The following is a 23750-nucleotide window of genomic DNA, read 5'->3' on the forward strand; positions in this document are numbered from 1 at the left end:
TGAATTGACCCATCATTTCGCCAGGGGAATGCACCACTCCGTGGGTCGAAAGCCGCCGTAGATTGGTACCAACGAACAGCGGGGCCGGACGCCGAGAGACCAGCGGCGCACACCACCGGCCCACCGATCCACCCGGTCGACTCGGTCGACCCACCTCGCCACGCACCAGGGAGCCACCGTGTCCACGCACGCCTCGAACACCGCCGACACCACCACCACCGCCACCCCGATCCTGGTCCGCACCCGGGAGGCGGAGATCGTCCAGGACGGCCCCACCAGCCTGATCACCTTGCTCGCCGACACCCCCGGAATGACCGCGAACCTGGCCACCTTCCAGAAGGGCTCCCCCGGCGCGCCCGCCCACTTCCACACTCGGGCGAGCGAGATGTTCCACGTCACCGAGGGCACGATGCGCATCCTGCTCGGCGAGGAGATCGTCACCCTCGAAACCGGTGACTTCCTGCTGGTGCCGCCGCACATGCCGCACGCCTTCGCCCCTGCGCCGGACACCGAGGCCAAGATGCTGGTCGTGTTCACCCCCGGCATGGACCGCTTCGACTACTACCGGCTCCTGGAGCGTGTGCACCGCGGTGAGGCCGACTTCGCCGAACTGCGCGAGACGTCCGAGCGGTTCGACAACCACTACGTGGACAGCCCGGTGTGGCGACAGGCCCTCGCCGGCGCGTGAGGTCCCGCTCCGATCCGTAACCGGCCGCCGCGTCGACTCCCTCCCGGGCAGGCGCGGCGGCACTCTCCCCTGTCTTGCCCTGCCGGCACCGCCCAGGCCCGAACCGCCCGCCGTCGGTACTCAGGACAGACGTTCGGTACTCAGGTTCACGGCCGAGTAGTCGAGCGGATGGTCGGCGTCGGCGCGCACCGTCAGGATGTGTGTGCAGGCAGCGGGCGTGGGTGGGGCGGGACCGCCGACACGGGGTGGCGGAACGGGGCGTCGGGACGGGTGGGTTGTTCGAAGAGGTGGGGGGTGGGCGCCCCCGGGGGGGGGGGAACCCCCCCCCCCCCCCCGCCCGCCCCCCCACCCCGCCCCCGGGGGGGGGGGGGGGCCCCCCCCCCGGGGGGGGGCGCCCGGGGGGGGGGGGCGGGGGGGGTGGTCCTCTGTGGGGGGTTGCCGCCCCCCGGGGGGCGGCCAAACCCCACCCCTTCGCACGTCCGGCCCCCTATCCGGCCCCCTGGCGATGGCCCCCGGAGCCCAACCGTCGGTGAGTTGTGGTGGGGTGGTCGTCGTGAGCCCGGCCGCACCGGCGGAACGGCGGTGGGCGGGTCGGGCCCCGACGAGGGGACATCGCACAGTGACGCATGGAGCCGCGCGCCGGTACGATCCGGCCGCCGAGGTGCTGCTCGGGCTCGCGGTGGCGAGCGGCGAACCCGGGGACGCGGGCCGGTTACGCCATCGACTGGGCGAGACCGACCCCGGCTACCTGGCCGACGCGTTGTTGCCGATCGCCGCCCGTACCATGGCAGTTCGCGATCCCGACGTGCTGGTGCGGCGTGCGGTGGCGCGCAACCCGCGGGCCACCGTCGCGGATCTGGCCGCACTGTTGGATCGGCCCGACCCGGTGGTGGATCGGCTGGTGTACCGGCATGCCACCGCGCTGCCGTGGATGCGCCGTGAAGTGCTCGCCCCGGGCCGACATCCGGATCCGGGCGCGCTCACCGCGTTGTTGGAAGAGATCCGCGCCTGTGCCGAAGACCCGCCGGACCACCCGCACTTCGTCGGGGCCGCCGTGGTGTCGGACGTGCCGGCGCTGGTCGAGCACGCGCTGCGCACGAGCGGCCGGCGGCTGACCACGGCCGAGCAACTCCGCGGCGTCCTCGGTCTGTTCGCGGACCCCGCACGATTGACCGGGCTACTCGCGGAAGCAGGCGCTGAAGCCCAAGCGGAAGCGGAGGCCCAAGCCCAAGCCCAAGCCCACCCGCAGGCGGATGCGCCAACGGATCCGGGCCGCCGCCGGCCCGGATCGCCGATGGCAACCGACCGCTCCGGCGCAGCCCCGCCGATCGCGCCGCACGTCGCCGCTCTCGCCACCCGCGCCCTCGTCTCGGGACGGGTCGCCGATCTGCGGGCCGCGGTGTTCGCCGCCGAGGGCACCGCCGGACTGATCGCCGGTCTCCGCGCCGGCGAGCCGGAACCGTCCTGGCGCCGCGACCCGGACTGGGCCGAACTGGTCACCGCCCAGCGGGCCGAGCCGCTGCCCGAGGCAGCCGCCGCCACCCTGGCCGGGCACGAGGACTGTCCCGATGCCCTGCTCGTGGAGCTCTACCGCACGCACCCGGAGTCCGTGGCCAGGGCCGCCCGCCCCTCGGCCGCGCTCCTCGTCGCCGCCGCGCACCACCCCGGCCACCCCGAATCGGCCCGGATCGCCGCCGCGGCAGCTGCGGCCGGGCTCACCGACGAGCGACACACCATCCTCGTCCTGGAGACGATCGCACCCGCCCGGGTCGCGGTCGCGACGCTGGCCGAACTCCCGGCCCGCCGGCCGCTCGCCGACCTGATCCACCGTCACCTGGGCGGCTCGGCGAACCGTTGGGCCACCCTGCGGATCGCGCTCTCGCGCCACCGGGGCACTCTGGCCGAGCTGTTGGCCCGGATCGCCGACGGATCCGTTCCGGACGCCGGCGCGGCCGTCCCGCCGGCGCTGTCCCGGCCCTATAGGTTTCTTCTCTACGCCGCCGAACCCGAGGACCTTGGCGCCCTGTTGCCGCGGTTGCCCGACGAGTTGCTGCGCGACCTGCTGGGCAGAGGACCGCTCCCGGCGCACGCGCTCGACGTCGCGCTGGCCACCCGCGACCCGCGGGTCTGTGCGGCCGTCGCCCACAACGCCGGCCTGGATCCGCGCGAGCTGGGCCGACTGGTCGCGCTGGACGAACCCGGTGTGGACGCGGCCGTGTACCGCAACCATCACACCCCGCCGACCCTGCGTCGCACCATCGCCTCCGGCGTGCCGCGCACCCCGGGCCGCACCGAACCCGTGCCGCTGGACCCGCGGTTGCGCGCCGACCTGCTCGACTGCCGGGACCAGCGCCGGCTCACGCCACTGGTGGTCAGCGGCGACCCGGAACTCGTGCACGCCGCGCTCCATACGTTCCCGTCCGCGGACGCCCGTTGCTTCGCGTTCCTGCGGGTGTGGCAGCGCGGCGGCCCCGACGCGGTCCGACGCCTGGTGCGGCTGCTCGGCGGCCCGGGCGGCTCGCATCCCACCGACGCCGTCCCGGATGCGCTCGAAGGCCCGGACGGGCCGGGCCGGTTGGGCACATTGCGCATCCCGTACGAGGATCCCGAGGCGCTGCCGCGCGTCTTCGCCGGCACCAGGGGACGCAACGCCACCCGTCGGCTGATGGCCGGCCTCGTCCACGAGCCGTACGTCTACGACCTGCCGCGTCTGGTCGCCCGGCATCGCGAAACGCCGTACCCGCCCGAGGCGATCGACGAACTCCTGCGCCACGAGCACGCCGACGGCGAGCTCGGCCGACTGCTCAGGCTCGCCCTGGTCAACCGAACATGCGGCGCCGGCCCCGAGGATCTCAACCGCGAACCGGTCGACCGGCTGCGCGCCGTCGCATTCGCCCGCGCCGAAGCCGGGTGGGTGAACGACTGCGTCGATCACGACCTGCTGGATCCGGTCAGGTTGGTGGACACCGCCCGACCGGCCGGCGAGGTGCTGCGCGCACTGCCCAAGCTGACCCCGGAGACGGTGGCCGCGCCGATCCACGCACGGCTGGCGGAACTGGTCCGGACCCACCTGGCCGGGCACGTCGAGGCCACGGTGATCGGGCTCGGCCTGCTCGACTCGTTCGCCGGCACCGTCGCCGAGCTGATCACCGTCGCCGCACAGGCGGCCGGCCCGCCGCCCGGGGCCGCGCAACGGGCCCTGGACGACTCGGAGATCGCCGAGTACGCCCGTGCCCTCGCCCGCCACGCCCCACCCGGACGCACCCGCGAGCCGGCCGGGCCGACCCTGCCGACCAGGCGCGGTCGGCGCAACACCCCGGATCGGAGCTGCGCGCTCGCGGCGGCGCAGATGTTGCGGGAGATCGTGCCGGACGCGCCGATACCCACCGACCCCGCGGTGCTCGCGGCATTCGCGGAAACCCCCGAAGCGGACCTGCCCGGCCTGTGCCACCCGGAATGGCTGGTCGCGGCGTGTGCGGCCGACCCGGGCGAGCCGGCGCACGAACGACTGGCCCGGCGGGATCCGGCCGGCTTCCGGGACACCGCCTCCGCCTCCGTGCGCTATCGCGCGGGCCTGATCGGGCCGGCCGAGATGATCGCCACGACGCCGGCGCGCGCGCTCGCCGCGGCCCGCCCCGGCGAGTTCTCCCAGTTGGCCCGGGAACCGCTCACCCGGGCGGTACGCGCACTGCTCGCCGATCGACTCGGCCACGATCGCCGCCGGTGGCTCGCCGCGGTGGCCGCGATGGACACGGACGCGGGCGAACTGCCGCTGCCCGCACTGCTCGACCGGCTGACAGCCGGGCCCGGCCCCCGGCTTGAATCCGCGCCCGCGTCGCTGACCGGTGCCGGTTCGGCCCTGCTCGGGTACGCCGACGTGCACGTGCTCCGCGCCGTGCTCCCGCTGCTGGGCCCGGGCGCGGCGGACACCCTGGCCCGCGAGGCCGAGCGCACCCGGCAGGTCGGCGAAGACCTCGTCGAGTACGTGCTGGAGCAGGCCGACCCGGGCCCCGCACTGGTCCTGGCCGAGGGCGACCCGCGCTCGCCGCACACCCGGCGGATCCGGGAAGGACTGCTCGATCGCGGTGACCCGGTGCTGGAGGACCGGCTGTACGGCGACGTCAAGCGGCGTGGGGACGTGGCCGAGCGGCGCCGGATCCTGGCCCGCGCGACCGGGGACACCCGGCCGTTGTCGCCCGTGCTGCGCCGGCGCCTGCTCGATCCCGGGGTGTTCTCGAAGTACCGGGCCGACGTGTTGCGAGTGACCGTGGAGGCGGCCTGCCCCGACGTGGTCGAGGCCGCGCTGGCCGGCCTGGCCGGGAAGTTGGCGCTGCTCGACCAACTGATCGCGGCCCGCAACGCGTTGCGCTTCGGCGGCCCGCACCGACTGCGCGTGCTGATCGACCGCGGACTGCTCGGCAGCGGGGCCGCCGGGGTCGCCGCGAAGGCACTGGCCGGCGCCGACGGCGGCGACCCGATCGGCTCCGGCGTCGCGATGCTGACCTCGCGGATCGACCGCGAACTGTCGCCGACCCGGCTGGTGGCCAGGCTGCGTGCCTGCCACCGGCTCGCGGATGCCGAACGCGTCCTGGACCGCCCCTACCGGCGCGACTGGGCACTGCTGGCGGACGAGCACGCCCGTGCGCCGTGGCCCGTCGGCGTAAGGCAGGCGCTGGTGGGTCGACCGGACGCACCCGACGAGATCATCGTGGCGATGCCCACCGACCTGCGTCCCGCCGAGGCGTTCGCGGCGGCCCGGCGCAGCCCGCGGGCGGCCCGGACCGTCGCCGCGTGGGTGCTGCCGGACGGCGGCACCGCCGAATGGCACGTCGAGATCGAGCGGTTGATCGAGGCGGGCCTGCTCACCGGCCACGACCTGGTGCACGAGGTGGGTCATGCCGACCGCGTGCTGCGCTACCTGGCCGACGCCCGGGCACGCATCGACCCGTCCGAGCCGATGCGGGTGGCGGTGGCCGCCGCGTACGCCGAGGTGGCCGCGCTGACCGTGGATCTGCTCGGCACCGAGGACCGGTGCTGGCAGCGCCTGTTCGCCGCGCTGACCGAGCGCGACGAGCACTGGCGCCGCGCCGAGGGCCCGGCGGCGGGGGTTGCCGCGCTGCTCGCCTACGCGGCCCGGGAGCCGCTGGGGCCGGTCGGGCCCGGCGCCCTCGCGCGGGTCGCACAGGTCGCGTCGAGCGCCGCCGCGGCGGGGGCCTGACCGCGCCGGGCACCGGATCGAGCCTGGTCGGGCGGGTCGGCCCGGCGAAGCACGTCGCCGGATCGGGTCGCCGACCCGGCTGATTCCGGCGCCGCGTCGGCGCTCGACCCGCCCGGTTCGGCTCAGCCGATCAGGTTCTTCTCCAGGTCGCCCAGGATCGAGTTGGCCGCGACCACGCCCAGGCCGAGGTACCAGGTCTCGTCGGGGACCGTGACGGCCTTGCCCTTCTCCACCGCGCCGAGCTTCTTCCACAGCGGGTTGTCGGTCACCCGGGCCTGCGCGGTCTTGTCCGCCGGGCCGTAGGTGCCGACGAAGATCCTGTCCGCGTCGGCCTCGGTGATCCGCTCCTCGGACAACTCCACGGCCAGGTCGTCGATGTTCTGGTTGGCCGGGCGCGGCAGGCCCACGTCCTGGAGCACGGTGCCGATCAGCGACTTGTTCGCGTACAGGCGGATCTTGCCCGGCATGAAGCGGACCATGGAGATGGTGGGCTTGTTCGCGCCCAGCTTGTCGCCCAGCGCCTTGGCCCGGACCTGGTAGGCGTCCAGCTGCTGCTTGGCCTCGGCGGTCTTGTCCAGGGCCGCGGCGTTGAGCAGGAAGTTCTCCTTCCAGGTGTAGCCGGGGCGCACCGAGAACACGGTCGGCGCGATCTTGCTCAGCACCGCGTACTGCTGTTCCGCGCGCAGCTTGCTGCCCAGGATCAGGTCCGGCTTGAGGTTCTCGATCGCCTCCAGGTTGAGGCTGTTGGTCGTGCCGACCTTGGCCGGCTTGCCCGCCTTGCCGTCGAGGTACGCCGGGAGTTCCTGGGACCCCTCGGTGAAGGCGACGCCGACCGGCTGCACGCCCAGCGCCGCGACGTTGTCCAGTTCGCCGGTGTCCAGCACGACGACCCGCTTGGGCTGCGCCTTGAGCGTCACGTCGCCCATCGCGGTACGGATGGTGCGCGGGTACTGACCGGGCGCGGCGTCGGTGCCCAGGCCGGTGCTCACCTGGCCGGCGCTGCCGAACTCCTTGCCGCCGGCTGCGACGGCGGGCTTGCCGCCGCCCTTGTTCCCGTCGGACGAGTCCGAGCCGCAGGCCCCGGTGAGCAGGGCGGCGGACAGGGTCACGGCAACGGCGGCGATCCGGCGGCGAGGTATCGGCATGGGTCCTGGTTCCTTGGCGCGTGTGGGGACACGAGCCGGGCGCCGCGACGAGGCGGTGCTCGGCCCGCACTGCTGAGGCAGGGCGATCCGCTGAGGCAAGCCTTACCTTTCCTTACCCTAGGGGATCCTTGCCACGGATCAACCATCAGGGGTGAGAACGGGCATCGGCGGCCCCGGCCCCGGCCGCCCACACCGCGCCCGGCGCATCCGTTGACGCCGCCGCCGGTGCGGCGCAAGACTCGGCAGACCCGGGGAGGTGGTGCCGGTGGTGGTCGCCGACGTGCTCGGTCCGGACTTCGACGCGATCCGTCGGAAGGAGTACGGCTACCTGGACGACGAGGGCCTGGTCTACCTCGACCACACCGGAGCGGGACTGGCCGCACGCCGCCAACGACAAGCGCACCAACAGCGGCTGTCCGGGGCCACCTACGGCAATCCGCACTCCGAGCACCCGGCCTCGACCGCCTCCACGACATTGGTGGAGAACACCCGTCGGGCGATCCTGGACCACTTCAACGCCGATCCCGACCGGTACGCGGCCGTGTTCACCGCGAACGCCACCGGCGCCTGCCGACTGGTCGGCGAGGCCTACCCGTTCCGCCGCGGCACCCGCCTGGTGTTGCCGATCGACAACCACAATTCGGTGAACGGGATCCGCGAATACGCCCGTGCCCGCGGCGCTCGCACCCACTACATCGGCCTGACCGGCGCCGATCTGCGGCTGGACGAAGACGCGCTGCGCACCGCGCTGGCCCGCCGCCGCGGGTTGTTCGCCTATCCGGCGCAAAGCAACTTCACCGGGGTCCGACACCCTCTGGACTGGATCGGCGTCGCCCAGGCACGCGGCTACGACGTGCTCCTGGACGCGGCCGCGTACACACCCACCAACGTGCTCGATCTGCGGGTGGTCCAGCCGGAGTTCGTCGCGGTGAGCTGGTACAAGGTATTCGGCTACCCGACCGGCGTGGGCTGCCTGCTCGCCCGCCGGGACGCGCTCGCGCGACTGCGCAGGCCGTGGTTCGCGGGTGGCACGATCGAGGCGGTCAGCGCGCAGGGCGGCTGGCATCGCATGGCCGGCGACGAATCCGCCTACGAGGACGGCACGCTCAACTTCCTCGCCATTCCCGATGTCGCGCACGGCCTGGCCTGGGTGGATTCGCTGGGCATGCGGGCCATCCACGAGCGGGTCGCCGAGCTCACCGCCCATCTGCTGGCCGGGTTGGCCGAGTTGCGCCACCACAGTGGCGCGCCATTGATCCGGGTGTACGGGCCGGACACGGTGCACGCCCGAGGCGGCACGGTCGCGCTGAACATCCTGGACGCCGCCGGCACCGTGGTCGACGAGCGGATCGTCGCCCGGGACACCGCCGCCGCCCGGATCTGCGTGCGCACCGGCTGCTTCTGCAATCCCGGCGCGGGCGAGGCGGCGTTCGCGATCGGGCGCCGCACCCTGCGCGGCGCGGTGTTGCGTACGGCCGCCTCCGGCGGGACGCTCGACGACTACCTGGCCCGCCTCGGGCTGCCCTCGGGCGGCGCGGTGCGGGTCTCGCTCGGCCTGCCGTCCACGATCGCCGACGTGGACGCCTTCCTCGACTTCGTCGCGCGCACCTACCGCGACCGGCCCGCCGATGCCCGGGGGCTGGCCCCTCGGCTGCGCTGTTGACCCGCCCGATCCGCGGGGCGGCCGCTCGCGGATGTGCTCAGGACCCGGCGCGCGGACATCGGCGGGCCAGCACCGCGCAGGTCGCGGCGACGAACAGCACGGCGCAGCCCGCGAGTACGGCCCAGCCGAGCGCGGGCGGGTGGTCGAAGCTGTCGCCGTAGGAGGCGAGCAGCGGCGGGCCGAGCGCGGAGCGGCCGTGCGCCCAGCGCCCCGGCAGGTCCAGGTCGCTGCCCAGTGCCTCGAACGCCCATCGGTTGGTCATCGCGTAGCTGAGCGTGTGTCCGATCACCGGCATCCGAGGCACCGGCACGAACGCGCCGGAGAAGAGCACCTGGGGAAAGCACAGGAGCGGCAACATCAGCGTGGCCTGGCTCACCTCGGTGACCGCCGCGGAGGTGAGCAGGCCGAGCGCGAGCGCCGCGGCGGATGCCAGCAGCAGCGTCGTCAGCAGGGACCCGTACACCCCCCAGGACGCGGCGGGCAGCCGGTCCAGCCCGCGCAACACCGCGAGCAGCAGCACGTCGGCGAAGGCCAGGATCGGCAGCAGTACGGTGAACTTGGCCGCGACGTATGGCCCGATCCGCAGCACGGTCAGCCGTTCGCGGCGCACGATCGGCAACTCCACGCAGATCTGCAACAGGCCGTAGGTCAGCCCGAAGAAGAACCCGCCGAAGGCGATCCAGAACAGGATCATCGCCGTGCCGGAGGGACTCGGGTCGGCCGGGTCGAACGCGCCGGGCCGAAAGAGCATCGCGAACATCGCCACGATCACCAGCGGCGAGCCGACCAGCATCGCGGCGGCCGGCCGGTCTCGGGTGATCAACTCCAGGTCGCGGCGGGCCAGGATGGACCACTGCCGCAGCGCCCGCCCGGCCTGCGGCGCGGCCTGATCGCTCGTCTCGACGGGCTCCGGGATCGGGCCCAACTCCGGTTCCAGCGCCCAGATTTCGGGTTCCAGTTCGAGTTCCGGTTCGCGTTCGGCGTCCGCGCTCGCACCGCGCGCGGCCACCGCTGCGTACACGTCGGCCTCGGTCTCCACGCCGAAGTGCGCGCGCATCGCCCGCGGATCGCCCACGTACGCGAGCCGCCCATCCGGGGCCAGGAACACCACCCGGTCGCAGCGCACCAGATCGGCCGGCGCGTGGGTGGTCAGCACGACGGTGGTGCCGGCTCGGGCCAACTCACGGAGTACGGTCATCAGTTCCGCCGCGGCGGCCGGATCCAGGCCGGACGTCGGCTCGTCCAGGAACAACACCCGGGGCCGGGTCAGCAACTCCACCGCGATGCTCGCCCGTTTGCGCTCGCCGCCGCTGAGCGCGCCCACCCGCCGGTCCGCGCACGCGGTCAGGCCCAGGGCGGCCAAGGCGCGTGCGACCGCGGCGTCCACGCCCTCGTCGGCCGGCTCGCGCAGCGCCGCGGCGTAGCGCAGGCTGTGCGCCAGCGGCAGCGCCCGGTGCAGGATGTCGTCCTGCGGGACATAGCCCAGACCGCGTGCGTCCGGTGGGCCGCCGTCGTGCCGCACCTCGCCCGTGCCGGGCAGTCGAATCCCCGCCAGGGTGTCCAGGAGCGTGGTCTTGCCGGATCCGCTGCTCCCCGCGACGGCCGAGACCTCACCGGCCTCGGCGACCAGCGAGACGTGCCGAAGCACGGTGCGTCCCCCGACCGTTCGGCTCACCCCGCTTGCCGCGACACGTACTCCGTGCTCCTGCACGACCACCCCCGACGGCATGCCCCCGAATTACCGAACGGACCATGTATAGCCCGTCCGAACCGGCGAGGGCACCCCGCTCGGGCCTATCCGACGGGGGGTTCGTCGTCCACCAGGTGCATGCGGTGGGCCAGGGCGGCGGCTTCGCCGCGGGTGGCCACTTCGAGCTTGGCCAGGATGTTGGACACGTGCACGCTGGCCGTCTTGACGCTGATGAACAGGGTCTCGGCGATCTGCCGGTTGCTGCGTCCCTCGATCAGCAGCCGCAGCACCTCCCGCTCGCGGGGCGTCAGGTCGCCGGCCTGATGCGCCGCGCGTCCGGCACCGGTCCCGGGCCGGCCCGGCAGATCGATCCGGGCCCGGCGGGCCAGCAGTTCGACCTGTTCGCGCAGCGGGGTCGTACCCAGCTGTTCGGCGGCGGTGCGCGCCCGGGCCAGGGCCGCGCCGGCCGCGCCCCGATCGCCGGCGGCCACCAGCGCGGCGCCCAGGTCGGCGTGGGCCTGGGCGGTGGGATACGGCTGGGTGGTCGCCTCCCAGGCCGCGACCACCTCCTGCCACTGCGCGACGGTGTCGTTGCCCTCGGCCCGGTCCAGGTGCGCGACCAGCGTCAGTGCCTGCGTGCGGTCCAGCTCGCAGTGCACGGCCAGCGCGGCGCCGGCCGCCCGGATCCGGCCGAGCTCGGCCCGAGTGGAGGCGGTCGGCTCGTCCTCGGCGTACGCGCGCGCCGCCTCGATCAGCAGCGGGAAGGCGAACCGCTGGTTGCCGACCCCGAAGCCGGCCCGCAGCTCCGCCTCCAGAATCTCGCCCAGTTCGGCGCGTCGGCCCAGCGCCCGGGCCAACGCGATCTCGGCACCGGACTGCGGGATCCGGTGTTGCGCCTCCTGGTACATCCCGCGGGCACTCTCGTGCGCGTGGGTCAGGTGGCCGGCCGCCTCGGACACGTTGCCGCGGACCAGGTGGGCCATGGCCAGCACCCGTTCGGCGTGTCCGGTGGCGCAGCCGTCGGCGTCGTGCTCGCGGATCTCGTCCACCGTCTTGGCCACGTCGTCCCAGCGGCCGAGGGAGAACAGGCTCTCCGCGAGGTTGCCCAGGACGAACGCGCCCGTGTTGCGGATCACGCCGCGATCCCGGGACAGGTCCAGCGCCCGGCGGGCCGCCTCGACCGACTCCTCGTGTCGGCCGACCCCTTCCAGCACCGAGGCCCAGTTGCCGAGCACGTACACGAGCGTGTCCGGCTTGCCGCCCCGCGCGGCCTCGGCGACGCGGACCGCCTCCAGGCCGTGCGACAGCGCCTGCGACTCGTCGAGTTCACCGCTCCCGGTGAGGAACCAGGACAACGTCTGGAGGGTACTGGCGATCATGTCCTGGTCGCCGAGGCGCCGGGCGATCTCCAGAACCTGCCGGGCGATCCGGATCGCCTCGTCGGCGCCGCCCTCCAGGAAGTGCGCGCGGGCGATCCGGATCACCACACCCGCGTACTCGATCGATTCCGGTCGGTCCTGCAACAGCCGCTGGGCGTGCTCCAGTTCGACCATTCCGGGGCCTCGGCCCAACCGGCTCAGTGTCTTCGCCCGCTGGGTCCACAGCGCGGCCGCCCGGACCGGCTCCCGGTCCTCCTCGACCAGACCCAACGCCTGGCGCAGCAAAGCCAGTTCGCGATCACCGGAGTTGTCGTAGCGGGCCGCGACGATGGCGCCGTCCAGCACCTGTGCCAGGGTCGTGCCGGTCAGCCGCTCCGGATCGGGAACCTGGTCCCACATGGTGATCGCGCTCTCGTACAGCGCCCAGGCCTCGCCGAATGCGTAGCGGTCGGCGGCGGCGGCCGCGGCGGTCACGCTCGCGGGCAGCGCCAGGGCCGGGCGGCCGGCGGCGATCCAGTAGCGGGCCCGGCGGTCCACGTGGTCGCGGCGCGCCGGCAGCTCGCCGCGCTCGATCAGCGCGTCCAAGGCCTGGGCGAACGCCGCGTACATCCGGGTGCGTTCACCCGGAAGCAGGTCGCCCAGGGCGGCCTCGCGCACCAGCGCGTGCCGGAACGAGTAGCCCTCGCCCTCCGCCTCGGCCACCAGGACGTGCCCGGAGACCGCCGCACGCAGGGCCGTCTCCAGGGTGTCCGGATCGAGGCCGGCCACCTCGGCGAGCAGCCGATGCTCGACGCCGATGCCGCCCACGGCGGCCAACCGCACCACCCGGCGGGCCTGCTCGGGCAGTTGCTCGATCCGGATCAGCAGGAGGTCGCGCAGCGTGTCGGAGAGACCGGCGAGCCGGCCGTCCCGGACCCCGGCGGCGAGTTCCTCGACGAAGAACGCGTTGCCCTCGGAGCGCTCGTACACCTGCTGGGTGAGGGCGCGCGAGGGGGTGCCGCCGAGCAGGGCGGTCAGGTGTTCCTCGACCTGGGGCATGGTGAGGCGGCCGAGTTCGAGCCGGGTCACCGTGCGGATCCGCTCCAGTTCGGCGACCAATCGGCGCATCGGGTGACTGCGGTCCATCGCGTCCGCGCGCAGCGTGCCGACCAGCAGGATCCGGCCCCGGCGCAGCGAGCGGACCAGGAACGCGAGCAGTTCGCGGGTGGCCGAGTCGGCCCAGTGCAGGTCCTCGAAGGCGACGATCAGCGTACGGTCCTCGCCGATCCGCTCCAGCAGGCGCAGCGCCGACTCGTACAGCCGGGCCCGCTCGGGCGCCGGGCCGTGCCCGGGTTCGGCGGCCAGGGTCGGCGAGATCCAGGCCAGTTCGCGGCGCCGGTCGCCGACCGCGGCCTCGAAGTCGTCGCCGAGCGCGTCCGCGAGGGTGCGCAGGATCGCCGAGAACGGCGCGAAGGGCAGCCCCTCGGCGCCCAGTTCCAGACACGCGCCGACCGCGACCGAGGTCTGCTCGGGGCGCCCGACCGCCTGGGTCAGGAACTCCTCGAGCAACCGGGTCTTGCCGACTCCGGCCTCCCCGGTGGTCAGCACGATCCGGGGCTCGCCTCGATCGGCCTCGCCAAGCGCCTCGACAAGTCGCCCCATCTCGGGCTCGCGTCCGACAAAGAGTGGCACACCGCCGAGAACAGTCACGCGGCGCAGCCTCCCATGCGGCCCGAGGCGGCCGACAGAGCGGGTGGGTGGGCCGGCCCGCGGGCCGGGATGCGCGGGCTCATTCGGCCGCGGGCGCGATCGTGGACGGGGTCCAGTCGCCTCGGGTGAGGGAGTACTCGACCTCGCCCAGCTCGGAGCCCTCGATCGGCTCGGGCCAGTCACCGAAGTAGGTGCGCAGCAGGGTCAGGCCCGCCTTCTCCAGCACCCGCCGCGAGCGGGTGTTCACCGTCATCGTGTTGGCGGTCACCTCCCGCAGGCCGAGTTCGGCGAAGCCCTTGTCCAGCAGCGCCCGCGAGCCCTCGGTGGCGTAACCGAGGCCCCACGCGGCGCGACGCAACCGGTAGCCGAGCTCGACCACGTCCGCGGTGTCCTCGGCGACCGGCCGCAATTCGAACCAGCCGACGAATCGGCCGCCGGCCCGCTCCCGGGCGGCCCAGAAGCCGCGGTTGCCCCAGGCCGGATACCCACGCATGAGCATCGGCAGGACCCGGTCACGCACGAACTCGGGCGAAGCCGGCAGGCCGCCGGTGATGTAGCGCATCACCTCCGGATCGCGATACAGCTCGACCAGGTGCGGCAGATCGTCCGCGGTGAACGGGCGCAGTTCCAGCCGCGAGGTCTCCAGGAATATCGACATCCGGCCATCCTCACGGACCGCGCCCGCTCGGGCCGGCGAATTTCTCCGCACCCCGACCCGGCGCCCGGCGCGGTCCGCTCCGGGCAACCCCGCCGTGCGGCCGGCCGGCCGGTCCTCGTAGCATGGCCGGCGATCAACCGCCGTAGCGCGCCCCGCCGGGTGCTTCGGTCCCGGTACGCGCCGCGGGGATCGCCCCCTCGGTCGGGATGCGCCTCGCCGACCGGGTGCCGCAGTGCGTTCGCCCGTACGGGCACCGGACCGGGGTCGCGCGCACGCCCGTGGCGGGCAGCAGCCCCCGGAAGGACCCAACACCCATGCCCGTCGCCGAGGCCCGGCAACGCACCGATCCCCGACTTCTCGTGCGCGGGCTCTCCATCCGCGGGCTGCGCGAGGGGCGCGCGGTGGACTGGTGGGTGGGCGCCCTGTTCCTGGGCGTGGCGTTGTGGCTGTACAAGGGCCTGTGGGCCGACCTCGACCGTGCCTATCTGGTCAACGGCGGCCAGGACCAGAACATGTGGGAGTGGTTCTTCGACGCCACCGCCGACGCGGTCCGCAACTTCCGCGACCCGCTCGTGTCGGACCTGCAGAACCATCCGCTGGGCGTGAACATGATGGCCAACACGGCCATGCTCGGCCTCGGTATCCCGCTGACCCCGGTCACCCTGCTCTTCGGCCCCACCACCACGTGGGCCCTGGTGCTCACCGGCGGCCTGGCCGGCAGCGCCTTCGCGTGGTACCGGCTGCTGGCCCGTCGGGTGGTGCGCGGCACGCCGGCCGCGGTCCTGGGCGGCGCGCTGTGCGGCTTCGCGCCGCCGATCGTCTCGCACGCCAACGCGCATCCGAACTTCGTGGTGCTGTTCGTGATCCCGCCGATCATCGAGATGCTGATCCGGCTGTGGCAGGGCGAGCGGCCGGTCCGCAACGGGGTCGTGCTCGGGCTGCTGATCACCTTCCAGATCTTCGTCGGCGAGGAGCCGCTGCTGTTCGCCGCGGTCGGCCTGGTGGTGTTCGGGGTCGTGTTCGCGATCGGCTCGCCGGACGCGGCACGGGCGGCGGCGCGGCCGTTGGGTACCGGGCTGCTGATCGGCGCCGCGGTGTCGTTGACGCTGGTCGCGTACCCGCTGTGGGTGCAGTTCTTCGGACCACAGCACTACTCCACGCTCGAACACGAGTCGGGCAACGATCTGGCCGCGTTCACCGCGTACGCGAGCGACTCGCTCGGCGGCGACCGGGCCGGCGCGGCGGCGCTGTCCGAGGGGAGCACCGAGGAGAACGCGTTCTTCGGCTGGCCGCTGGTGATCCTCACCGTCTTCCTGGTGGTCTGGCTGCGCCGACTGGCCGTCGCCCGCGCCGCGGCGATCACCGCGGCGGTGGGGGCGCTGCTGTCGCTGGGTCTGGACATCGTGGTCGACCACGACGACACCGGCCTGCCGGGTCCGTGGCGGTTGCTGAACGACCTGCCCCTGTTCGAGTCGATCCTGGAATCGCGCTTCACGCTGGTCTGCGTCCCGGCCGTCGCGGTGCTGCTGGCGCTGGCCACCGACCGGGTCCTCGACTCGGCCCGGACCGCCCCCGAGGGCCGCGAACTCCCGGTTCGGCTGATCTGGGCCGCGGTGCTGACCATGGCGCTGCTGCCGATCGCGCCCACGCCGCTGGACGTCCGGGACCGGCGGCCGGTGCCGACGTTCTTCGCGGACGGAGGGTGGCGGTCGTACGTGGACGACGGATCCGTCGTGGTGGTGCCGCTGCCCAACGTCGGCGACGCCACCGCGCTGCACTGGCAGAGCGCGACCGATCTGGGCTTCCCGCTCGCGGAGGGCTACTTCGTCGGGCCGTGGGGTCCCGATCGGGTGGGCGTCTACGGAGCGGAGTACAGCCCGACCTCGTCGCTGCTGGGCCGGGTCGCCGCCGACGGCGTGGTCCCGGAGATCACCGAGACCCAGCGCCGCGAGGCCCGTGCGGACCTGGTCCGCTGGCATGCCGACGTGGTGGTCCTGCCCGAACACCGCCACCGGGCCGAACTCGCGGCGACGCTGACGGCCCTGCTGGGGCCGGGTCGGCAGGTGGACGACGTACAGGTGTGGGACGTGCGGCACCCGGACGGTGCGGGGGTGGGGTAGGGCGGCTGCTCGGTGCCGGCCGTGCCGGCGCTCGGTGGCCCGGCTCCGCGTCGGCTCGGCTTCTCGGTTGCTCCGTCGGTCCGCCGCCGGCGAGACCGATTGCACTCAGGGGCGACTCGCGCCGGGGTCGTCAGCCGGCCTCGGTCGTGGCCGCCACCTCGTCCAGTTCGATCCTGAGCACCCGTGCGGCCGAGTCGCCGGCGACCTCGCCACCGGGACGCTCCAGGCGGTAGCTCAACGTCACCTCGCCGCCCGCGTGCGGGAGGATCTCGGCGGCGGGCACCTTGAACAGGACCGGTCGGCCGACCGCGTGTCCCGTGATCGGCACGCAGACGGTGAAGGCCGCGGTGTCCGGGCCGCGCCAGGACAGGGTCAGCAGGTCGCCCACCGCCATGTCGGGGTACGGGTCCACCCGAACGGTCGCCTCCAGCGGGACGTCGTGGGCATCGAGAACGTCCGCGACGGCGTGGTCGACGGCGGGCGGCGGCAGCGGATCGGGCATCCTGGGCTCCTTCGCGGTGCCTGCACGCCGGCGACGGCGCGATCGGCCGTGGCCCGGCGCGCACGGGACTTCGGTTCCGGCCCCGGCCGACCTCGGGTCGACCCGGCGACCGGCCGGACTCGGCGCGTCCTCATGGTTGCCCGGAATCGCGCCGCCCATCCGCGCGTTCACGCCCTCGGCCCCGCCCGGACCCGCCCGCGCCGCCCGTTCGGCGCACGACACGACGCACCCGGGGGCGAGCCGACCCGCCGGGCGCAGCGTTAGGCTGCGTCGGGTGGGTCGCGACCTGGTCTGGTATGCCGCGTACGGGTCCAACATGCACGCCGCCCGCCTGGACTGTTACCTGCGCGGCGGCCGACCGCCCGGCGGCGTGCGCACGTATCCCGGCTGCCGGGACCCCTCCGCGCCGCGCGCCACGCGCCCGGTGGTGCTGCCGGGCCGGATGTACTTCGCCTTCGAATCCAAGAACTGGACCGGCGGCCTCGCCCTGTACGACCCGCTGGATCCGGGCCGCACCCCCGCCCGGGCCTATCTGCTGACCAGGTCGCAGTTCGTCGACCTGGCCGCGCAGGAGATGTACCGCCCGCCCGGCACCGATCCGGACCTGAGTACGTTGGCGACCATCGGACGGGCCACGCTGGGCCCGGGCCGCTACGAGACGGTCGTGCAGGTGGGCACCGTCGACGGGCACGCGATCCTGACCCTGACCGCCCCGTGGCGCAGCGCCGACGCGCCGTGGAACGCGCCGGCCGCCGCCTACCTGCGGCACCTGAGGGCCGGCCTCGCCGAGGCCCACGGCTGGTCGGCGCTCCGCGCGGCCCGCTACCTGGCCGGTTGCCCGGGCGCGGCCGGCACCTGGACCCCCGAGGCGATCGCCGCGCTGCCACCGCCGTAGCACCGGCGGCCCGGCCGAGGGGGTGGCTACCGATAGTCCGGGTTCTCGAAGTCGTACCGACACCCCGCATCCCAGCCCGCGCGCTGGTTGCCATGCGCCGGCATCCCGCCCGCATCCTTGAGCATGCGGGCCAGGTGCATCAGATTCCAGGTCATGAACGTCGTGTTGCGGTTGGTGAAGTCGTTCTCCGGGCCACCCGAACCCGGGTCCAGATAGGACGCCCCGGGCCCGACCTCGCCGATCCAGCCGGCGTCCGCCTGCGGCGGGATGACGTAGCCCAGGTGCTGGAGGCTGTACAGCACGTTCATCGCGCAGTGCTTGACGCCGTCCTCGTTGCCGGTGATCAGGCAACCGCCGACCCGCCCGTAGTAGGCGTACTGCCCCGCGTCGTTGAGCAGACCCGAGCACGCGTACAGCCGCTCCACCACCCGCTTGAGCACCGAACTGTTGTCGCCCAGCCAGATCGGCCCGGCCAACACCAGGATGTCCGCGGCCGACACCCGCTCGTACAGCGCGGGCCACTCGTCGCCGGGCCAACCCCGGTCGCTCATGTCCGGCCACACGCCGGTGGCGATCTCGTGGTCGACCGCGCGGAATTCGTCGACCGTGACCCCGTGTCGGGTCATGATGCCGCGGCTGAGGTCCACGAGTCCCTGGGTATTGCTGACCGCGGGTGAGCGCTTGAGCGTGCAGTTGACGAACAGGGCTCGCAGGTCGTCGTAGTGGGCGGGCGGTGGTCCGTTGTCGGTCATCCGAGGCTCCCGGGGTGTCCGTCGATGGGCGATCACGACAGCGTCTCGCGCGCGTGGCGTGATCGCCGGTACATCCGCCCGAGCCTCGCGCCGACGGGGACGGGTCACCCGCACGGGCCGGCATCCGACCGCAGCACCCGCGCGCCCGGCGTCCGTTCGCGGAGCGCCCGTCGTCGAGATCCCGATCCGGCATCTTCCGTCCGGATGTCCGCGGGTTGGTTGATCAGGTCGGGCCCGGTGGTCTTGGATGGCCGGATACCACAGGTGTATGACGCGTATCGCTGGTGACTCGGGGGTTACACCATGACGACCGACTTCGACTCGATAATCAATCCGGGGATGCCCCGGTCGAGTACATACGCCGCGACGAACACGCCCGATCCGCGCCCGGGTTGTGCGCCGCAGGCACCGGACGTGCACGTCGAGCCCGGCACGCTCGACTCCGCCGCCGGCCGACTGCGGGAGATCGCGGGCGACTTCCGCAGTACCGGCCTCAAGGGCGTCACCGCGCTCGAACCGGTGTCCAAGGCGCTGGCCGGCTTCGACCTGGCCAAGGCGCTGGACGGCGCGCACACCGCCTGGCACGACCGCACCATCGCGGTGGCCGACACGCTCGCCGGCCGGGCGGGCAATCTGAACGGCACGGCGAGCAACTGGCGCAGCACCGAGAAGACCGTCTGCACGACGTTCGGAGGCTGACCCGTGGTCGACTTCATCCACCTGCGCGATGTCGACCTGGGCACGCTGACCACCGCCGCCGAGGTGTGGGCGACGCTGCCCGACCGCATGCACACCCAACACGGCGACGTGGACCGGGACGTGGTCTCCCCGCTCGCGAACGGCGCCTGGAAGGGCGCCGAGGCGAACCACGGGATCGACGAACTGCGCACCATGTCGGGACAGATCGAGGACGCGCACACCGAGGCGGCGGCGCTGCGCACCGTGCTGCTCGACGCCGCGAGCGACCTCCGGACCGCCAAGGAGCACCTGACCGAGGCGATCGCCGACGCGGTCGACCGGAAGCTGACCGTGGACGACAGCGGCGGCGTGCACTGGACGGCGCCGCCGTACGCCCGCAATCTGCCGCCGGACGACTACGAGGCGGTGACCAAACCGCTCAAGGAGGCGGCGCAGGACATCGCGGACCGGATCGCCAAGGCGCTGACCGAGGCCACCGCCGCCGACCGGCGTGCCGCGTTCGCCTTGAACGCGGACACCCGCGGCGCGGATCCGAAGAAGTTCAACGGGAACGCGGTCGGCGCCGGTCCGGTCCAGGACGCTCGCCGGGCGACCGATCTGGCCGACCGACTGATCATGCTCAGTCCGGCCGAGCGCGGCGAATTGCGCAATCTGCTCGCCGCCGATGCCGACGACCCGGCGTTCGCCACGCCGTTCCTGAACCGGCAGGGTCCGCGCGGCACCCTGTGGCTGGCGGGCATGATCGCCAAGCTGGGCGCGGGCAGCGACGTGCCCAAGGATCAGCAGGAGGATCTCCAGGCCATCCAGGCCGATCTGGGCCGGGTGTTGGCCGCCGGGACCGGCAAGGGGCCCGGGCCGCACGTCGATCCGAGTTGGATCGACGAACTCAAGCGGGCGGGCCGGGAGAAGACCGACATCGGGCTGTATTCGTTTCGGCCCTACGGCTACCAACTCCTGGGCACGCTGCTGGACACCGGTCGTCAGGACACCGATTTCCTGCGCCAGGTCGGCCAGGACATGCGTGCCATGGAGCGGGAGGATCCCGCGGTGTGGCTCGGGAACACCCCGTCGGGCGCGATATACAACGGATTCCGGCTCGACATCACCGACGGGCACGGCGCGGGGCTCGACCCGATGACCGGGCTGATGGCCGCGTTCGGCAACAACCCGGAGGCCGCGAAGGAGTTCTTCGATCCGGCCGAGCATCCGGGTGAGGTCGCCTACATGCTCAAGGACCGGCACTGGCTGATGGACTGGGCCGGCGCCGGGCCGATTCCCGAGGGCCACAACCCGCCCGGCTACGACCGGTTAGGGCGCGCGTTGGAGGCAGCGGCCACCGGCGAGGTGCCCACCGGCGGCTACGGCCTGCCCGGCGGGGCCCACCCCGTGCACGACGAGACGATGAAGCAGATCATGCGCGACACCGTCTCCGTGCTCGGCGGCGAGGACGGGAAACAGGGCAGGTTCCCGGCGATCATGCGCGACAGCGTGGGCAACATGGTCGCGTCGTACATGGGCGACGGCGTGTACGACCAACTCGTGGCCAAGGACGGTCGAAACGGTTCGATGTTCCACGACCAGGACCTGATGCGGGTGATCACCGCGGCCGGCACCGACCCCGAGGCCTTCGCGGTCATGCACGGCGCAACCGTCAACCACGCGGCCGACGTGCTGGACCGGCATCCGGTGGTCAAGGCGCCGGGAGCGTTGCCGGCCATGGACGTCGAGGCCCGGCAGGCATTCAACGCGCTCGGGACCATGGACGGCCTGCGCGACGAGTCGATCGTCGCGGCGCGCGAGGCGGGGGTCACCGAGGCGACCTGGAACCGCAAGTTCCAGTACCTCACGAGTGCGCAGATCCTCGGCTACGTCCCGCACGTCGGCGTCCCCGCCGGCCGGATGATGGACTGGTACGTCGCGCACGCGCTGGCCGCGGACACCGCGGCACTCGAACACGGTTCGGGCCTCGGTCGCACCGAGAACTACTGGAGCGGCTGGTCGAGTTCGACGGCGATGGCCGAGGAGTACGCGCGGGCGAACAACGCGAGCCCCGAGGAGATCGCCGATCTCGCCGAGGACCGTCGGTCCAACGCGATGGACGTCGCGCCGCGCCGCCTCGGGCGCAAGTAGGCGGGACTCGGGTGCACCCGCCCGCCCCGCGTCGGGTGTGAGCCCGCGCGGGACGGGCGCGGCGGGTGCGGTCCGGGGGCGGGGTCCGCCGGCCGGGGCGGGGTCCCTGGCCGAGGCCGTGTCCCGGGCCGCGATCGTGTCCGGGGCCGAGGCCGTGCCCCGGGTCGCGCCGGCGGCGGGAGATCGGGCCGGGGCGTCTGAAAGACTCGGGCCTTTCCGAACCGGAAGGTGGATCATGACCGAGCCGACCGCCGTGCCGCTGCACTACGCCCCGCGTTGGAGCGACGACTCCCGAACCTCCCCCTCCGAGCTGGGCGACGAGCGCGAGATCCTGACCGGCTTCCTGGACTGGCACCGGGCGACCTTCGAGCTCAAGTGCGCCGGCCTGTCGGCGGAGCAGCTGTCCGAGCGGGCCGTCTCGCCGTCCGGCCTGTCGTTGCACGGCATGGTGCGGCACTTGGCCGGCGTCGAACGCTGGTGGTTCCACATCCAGTTCGCGGGCGACGACGTCCCGATGCTCTACTACACCGACGACGACCCCGACCAGGACTTCGAGCGGCTGGACGGCGACCCGGCCGAGGCGTTCGCCCGCTGGCATGCGGAGTGCGACCGCTCCCGGGAGATCGTCGCCGCCGCGACGTCCCTGGACGACACGGGGATCCGCAAGTCCACCGGCAAACCGTTCTCGTTGCGCTGGGTCCTGGTCCAACTGATCGCCGAGTACGCCCGCCACAACGGCCACGCCGACCTCCTGCGCGAACGCCTCGACGGCGCCGCCGGCATGTGAGCACTTCCTGACGAGAGGCGGCCCAGGGCCGGAACAGCGGCCCTACGGCCGACCGCCGCTGCCCGCAAGCGCACGCCGCCCCGCGCCGGCGCCACATCGCCCGTCGGTCCCGTCGACGCGCAGGTGCGGGCGGGTCCAGGGGCGGTCTTCGGCCAGGTGCGCGGCCTCGGCGGTGCGCCACAACCGCCAGAACCAGGCCACCTGGGGGCCGTCCCGGTCCAGGGTGCGGGCGGCGGCGAGTTCGGCGGGCGTGTCCACCCGGATCCGCAGCGCGGTCACCGCGCCGAGTTCGCGCCGAGCCGCGCCGACCCCCTCCAGGATCAACACCGGCGCGGCCGGCACCTCGCTCCAGCCGCTGACCCGATAGCCGGCCCAGTCGTAGGTCTCGCAGCGGGTCGCCTGCCCCCGGGCGAGCGGTTCGAGCAGTTGAGCGCGCAGTCGCGGCAACCAGCCGAAGAAGTCCCCGGGTCGGGCGAAGTCGTCCAGACGCACCACGGGCGCACCCCCGAGCCGTACGGCGAGCGCATCGGCGAGCGTGGTCTTGCCCGAGCCACCGATGCCGTCCACCGCCACCAGCCGGGTGCCGCCGACCGACGGCGGCAGCACGACGGCACGCGCGGCGAGTCGAGCGGCCGTCGCGTCCCAGGGCGGATCCGGCCGTTCGATGGACACCGACGCAGCCTACCCACCGAGCCTTCCCGAACGCCCCGCGCGGCGGGCCGCGACACCGGGCGCACGTCGTCGTCCGGCCGCCGACCACACCGCCCTGGACACCTCCGAATCCTGCACCAGTACATTTGTACTTGTACATCTGTACCACTACGTCTTCACCACTCGGAGGGAGAGGCCTGTGGCCTGGCTGTTCCTGGGGCTGGCGATCTCGTGCGAGGTGATCGCGACCAGCCTGCTCAAGAGCACCGACGGGTTCACCCGACTGTGGCCGACCGTGACGTGTCTGGCCGGATATGCGGGGGCCTTCTACCTGTTGACGCTGTCGTTGCGACAGTTGCAGGTGGGCACGGCGTACGCGATCTGGTCCGGGCTCGGGACCGTGGCGATCGCGCTGGTGGGGGCGGTCTTCCTGAACGAGCCGGTGACGCTGCTCAAGGCGTTCGGGATGGCGCTGGTGATCGCCGGCGTGGTGGTGCTGAACCTGGGCGGTGCGCATTGAGCGGGACCCGCGATCCCGAGGGGCGGCGGCTGCGGATCCTGCGTGGTGCGTGCGAGGTGATCGCCGAGGTGGGCGTGGGCAACACGACGCATCGCCTGGTCGCGTCCCGGGCCGGCGTCCCGCTGGGGGCGACCACGTACTACTTCGCGACGCTCGACGACCTGGTCGGCGCGGCGCTCGCGCACGCGTCGGCGGAGACGGTGGCGCTGCTGGAGGAGTGGGTGCGGCGGGCCCACGACGCCGAGGACCTGCCGGGGGTGCTCACGGCGCTCACCGCCGAATACCTCGCGGACCGTTCGCGCGCGCTGGTCGAGTACGAGTTGTACCTGGCGGCGGCCCGCAGCCCGCAACTGCGCGGTTTCGCGGTGGCGTGGGTCGAGGGGGTCGGCGACTTCCTCGCCGGCCGGGTCGGGCGGCGGGCGGCGGCAGCGGCGCTGGCGGTCCTGGACGGCACGATGTTGCAGGTGCTCACGCTGGACACGGCCCTGGACGAGGAGCAGCTGCGCTGGTCGCTGGACAGGGTCCTGGGGGCGGCCGCGCCGTAGCCGGGCGGGGGGCGCGGTG

Annotated in this window: 17 protein-coding genes; 10 read left to right on the plus strand and 7 right to left on the minus strand. The window is 73.5% G+C overall.

Going from position 1 to position 23750, the window contains the following annotated elements; all coding sequences use genetic code 11:
• Nucleotides 1–178: 178 nt before the first annotated feature.
• Together ACFZBU_RS23910 and ACFZBU_RS23915 are read left to right on the plus strand one after the other, a co-directional pair.
• Complete coding sequence (locus tag ACFZBU_RS23910) at nucleotides 179–688, plus strand: cupin domain-containing protein (RefSeq protein ID WP_391585648.1); 510 nt, start codon at nucleotides 179–181, stop codon at nucleotides 686–688.
• Between the two features lie 619 nt (nucleotides 689–1307).
• Entirely contained in the window at nucleotides 1308–5906 is a 4599-nt protein-coding gene (locus ACFZBU_RS23915; RefSeq protein WP_391585649.1) for a hypothetical protein, read from the plus strand.
• Between the two features lie 122 nt (nucleotides 5907–6028).
• Here the strand turns inward: ACFZBU_RS23915 and ACFZBU_RS23920 are convergent, their stop codons facing one another.
• Entirely contained in the window at nucleotides 6029–7051 is a 1023-nt protein-coding gene (locus ACFZBU_RS23920; RefSeq protein WP_391585650.1) for an ABC transporter substrate-binding protein, read from the minus strand.
• A 265-nt stretch (nucleotides 7052–7316) separates the two neighbouring features.
• Here ACFZBU_RS23920 and ACFZBU_RS23925 point away from each other — a divergent pair, with 265 nt between their 5' ends.
• The gene (locus ACFZBU_RS23925) at nucleotides 7317–8714 is read left to right on the plus strand and encodes an aminotransferase class V-fold PLP-dependent enzyme (RefSeq protein WP_391585651.1); all 1398 of its coding nucleotides are present in this window, start codon (nucleotides 7317–7319) and stop codon (nucleotides 8712–8714) included.
• A gap of 37 nt (nucleotides 8715–8751) precedes the next feature.
• Here the strand turns inward: ACFZBU_RS23925 and ACFZBU_RS23930 are convergent, their stop codons facing one another.
• The 3 genes from ACFZBU_RS23930 to ACFZBU_RS23940 all read right to left on the minus strand — a co-directional run bounded on the left by ACFZBU_RS23930 (nucleotide 8752) and on the right by ACFZBU_RS23940 (nucleotide 14130).
• Nucleotides 8752–10362: an ATP-binding cassette domain-containing protein gene (locus ACFZBU_RS23930; protein ID WP_391585652.1), complete on the minus strand. Its 1611-nt coding sequence runs from the start codon at nucleotides 10360–10362 to the stop codon at nucleotides 8752–8754.
• 146 nt (nucleotides 10363–10508) lie between these two features.
• Nucleotides 10509–13472, minus strand: a complete 2964-nt coding sequence (locus ACFZBU_RS23935; RefSeq protein WP_391585653.1) for a helix-turn-helix transcriptional regulator — start codon at nucleotides 13470–13472, stop codon at nucleotides 10509–10511.
• Nucleotides 13473–13551: 79 nt separating this feature from the next.
• The gene (locus tag ACFZBU_RS23940) at nucleotides 13552–14130 is read right to left on the minus strand and encodes a GNAT family N-acetyltransferase (RefSeq protein WP_391585654.1); all 579 of its coding nucleotides are present in this window, start codon (nucleotides 14128–14130) and stop codon (nucleotides 13552–13554) included.
• 314 nt (nucleotides 14131–14444) lie between these two features.
• On the opposite strand from ACFZBU_RS23940, the gene ACFZBU_RS23945 reads away from it, so the two are divergent.
• A complete protein-coding gene (locus ACFZBU_RS23945; protein ID WP_391585655.1) occupies nucleotides 14445–16250 on the plus strand; it encodes a glycosyl transferase in 1806 nt (601 codons plus the stop codon).
• Between the two features lie 130 nt (nucleotides 16251–16380).
• Here the strand turns inward: ACFZBU_RS23945 and ACFZBU_RS23950 are convergent, their stop codons facing one another.
• Nucleotides 16381–16752 carry a hypothetical protein gene (locus tag ACFZBU_RS23950; RefSeq protein ID WP_391585656.1) on the minus strand — a complete coding sequence of 124 codons (372 nt, stop codon included), beginning with the start codon at nucleotides 16750–16752 and terminating at the stop codon, nucleotides 16381–16383.
• Between the two features lie 274 nt (nucleotides 16753–17026).
• Here ACFZBU_RS23950 and ACFZBU_RS23955 point away from each other — a divergent pair, with 274 nt between their 5' ends.
• Complete coding sequence (locus tag ACFZBU_RS23955; RefSeq protein ID WP_391585657.1) at nucleotides 17027–17647, plus strand: histone deacetylase; 621 nt, start codon at nucleotides 17027–17029, stop codon at nucleotides 17645–17647.
• A 26-nt stretch (nucleotides 17648–17673) separates the two neighbouring features.
• Here the strand turns inward: ACFZBU_RS23955 and ACFZBU_RS23960 are convergent, their stop codons facing one another.
• A complete protein-coding gene (locus ACFZBU_RS23960) occupies nucleotides 17674–18399 on the minus strand; it encodes a flavodoxin family protein (RefSeq protein ID WP_391585658.1) in 726 nt (241 codons plus the stop codon).
• A gap of 303 nt (nucleotides 18400–18702) precedes the next feature.
• Here ACFZBU_RS23960 and ACFZBU_RS23965 point away from each other — a divergent pair, with 303 nt between their 5' ends.
• The 3 genes from ACFZBU_RS23965 to ACFZBU_RS23975 all read left to right on the plus strand — a co-directional run bounded on the left by ACFZBU_RS23965 (nucleotide 18703) and on the right by ACFZBU_RS23975 (nucleotide 22015).
• A complete protein-coding gene (locus ACFZBU_RS23965) occupies nucleotides 18703–19098 on the plus strand; it encodes a WXG100 family type VII secretion target (protein WP_391585659.1) in 396 nt (131 codons plus the stop codon).
• Between the two features lie 3 nt (nucleotides 19099–19101).
• The gene (locus tag ACFZBU_RS23970) at nucleotides 19102–21228 is read left to right on the plus strand and encodes a hypothetical protein (protein ID WP_391585660.1); all 2127 of its coding nucleotides are present in this window, start codon (nucleotides 19102–19104) and stop codon (nucleotides 21226–21228) included.
• Between the two features lie 235 nt (nucleotides 21229–21463).
• Nucleotides 21464–22015, plus strand: a complete 552-nt coding sequence (locus ACFZBU_RS23975) for a DinB family protein (protein WP_391585661.1) — start codon at nucleotides 21464–21466, stop codon at nucleotides 22013–22015.
• A gap of 42 nt (nucleotides 22016–22057) precedes the next feature.
• Here ACFZBU_RS23975 and ACFZBU_RS23980 read toward each other — a convergent pair whose 3' ends face one another.
• Complete coding sequence (locus ACFZBU_RS23980) at nucleotides 22058–22687, minus strand: uridine kinase (RefSeq protein WP_391585662.1); 630 nt, start codon at nucleotides 22685–22687, stop codon at nucleotides 22058–22060.
• A 178-nt stretch (nucleotides 22688–22865) separates the two neighbouring features.
• On the opposite strand from ACFZBU_RS23980, the gene ACFZBU_RS23985 reads away from it, so the two are divergent.
• Both ACFZBU_RS23985 and ACFZBU_RS23990 read left to right on the plus strand, forming a co-directional pair.
• Nucleotides 22866–23186 (plus strand): multidrug efflux SMR transporter, encoded by a 321-nt coding sequence (locus ACFZBU_RS23985; protein WP_360311037.1) that lies wholly within the window; start codon nucleotides 22866–22868, stop codon nucleotides 23184–23186.
• Nucleotides 23183–23731, plus strand: coding sequence for a TetR/AcrR family transcriptional regulator (locus tag ACFZBU_RS23990; RefSeq protein WP_391585663.1), 549 nt, complete (start codon nucleotides 23183–23185; stop codon nucleotides 23729–23731). The genes ACFZBU_RS23985 and ACFZBU_RS23990 overlap by 4 nt, the downstream gene beginning before the upstream one ends.
• Nucleotides 23732–23750 lie beyond the last annotated feature (19 nt).

Source organism: Embleya sp. NPDC008237 (assembly GCF_042956465.1).
Taxonomy (GTDB): domain Bacteria; phylum Actinomycetota; class Actinomycetes; order Streptomycetales; family Streptomycetaceae; genus Embleya.

Coding starts and splice junctions, on each gene's coding strand:
- ACFZBU_RS23920 (WP_391585650.1), bottom strand. CDS start 7,051: ATGCCGATACCTCGCCGCCGGATCGCCGCCGTTGCCGTGACCCTGTCC.
- ACFZBU_RS23975 (WP_391585661.1), top strand. CDS start 21,464: ATGACCGAGCCGACCGCCGTGCCGCTGCACTACGCCCCGCGTTGGAGC.
- ACFZBU_RS23965 (WP_391585659.1), top strand. CDS start 18,703: ATGACGACCGACTTCGACTCGATAATCAATCCGGGGATGCCCCGGTCG.
- ACFZBU_RS23950 (WP_391585656.1), bottom strand. CDS start 16,752: ATGCCCGATCCGCTGCCGCCGCCCGCCGTCGACCACGCCGTCGCGGAC.
- ACFZBU_RS23945 (WP_391585655.1), top strand. CDS start 14,445: ATGCCCGTCGCCGAGGCCCGGCAACGCACCGATCCCCGACTTCTCGTG.
- ACFZBU_RS23960 (WP_391585658.1), bottom strand. CDS start 18,399: ATGACCGACAACGGACCACCGCCCGCCCACTACGACGACCTGCGAGCC.
- ACFZBU_RS23940 (WP_391585654.1), bottom strand. CDS start 14,130: ATGTCGATATTCCTGGAGACCTCGCGGCTGGAACTGCGCCCGTTCACC.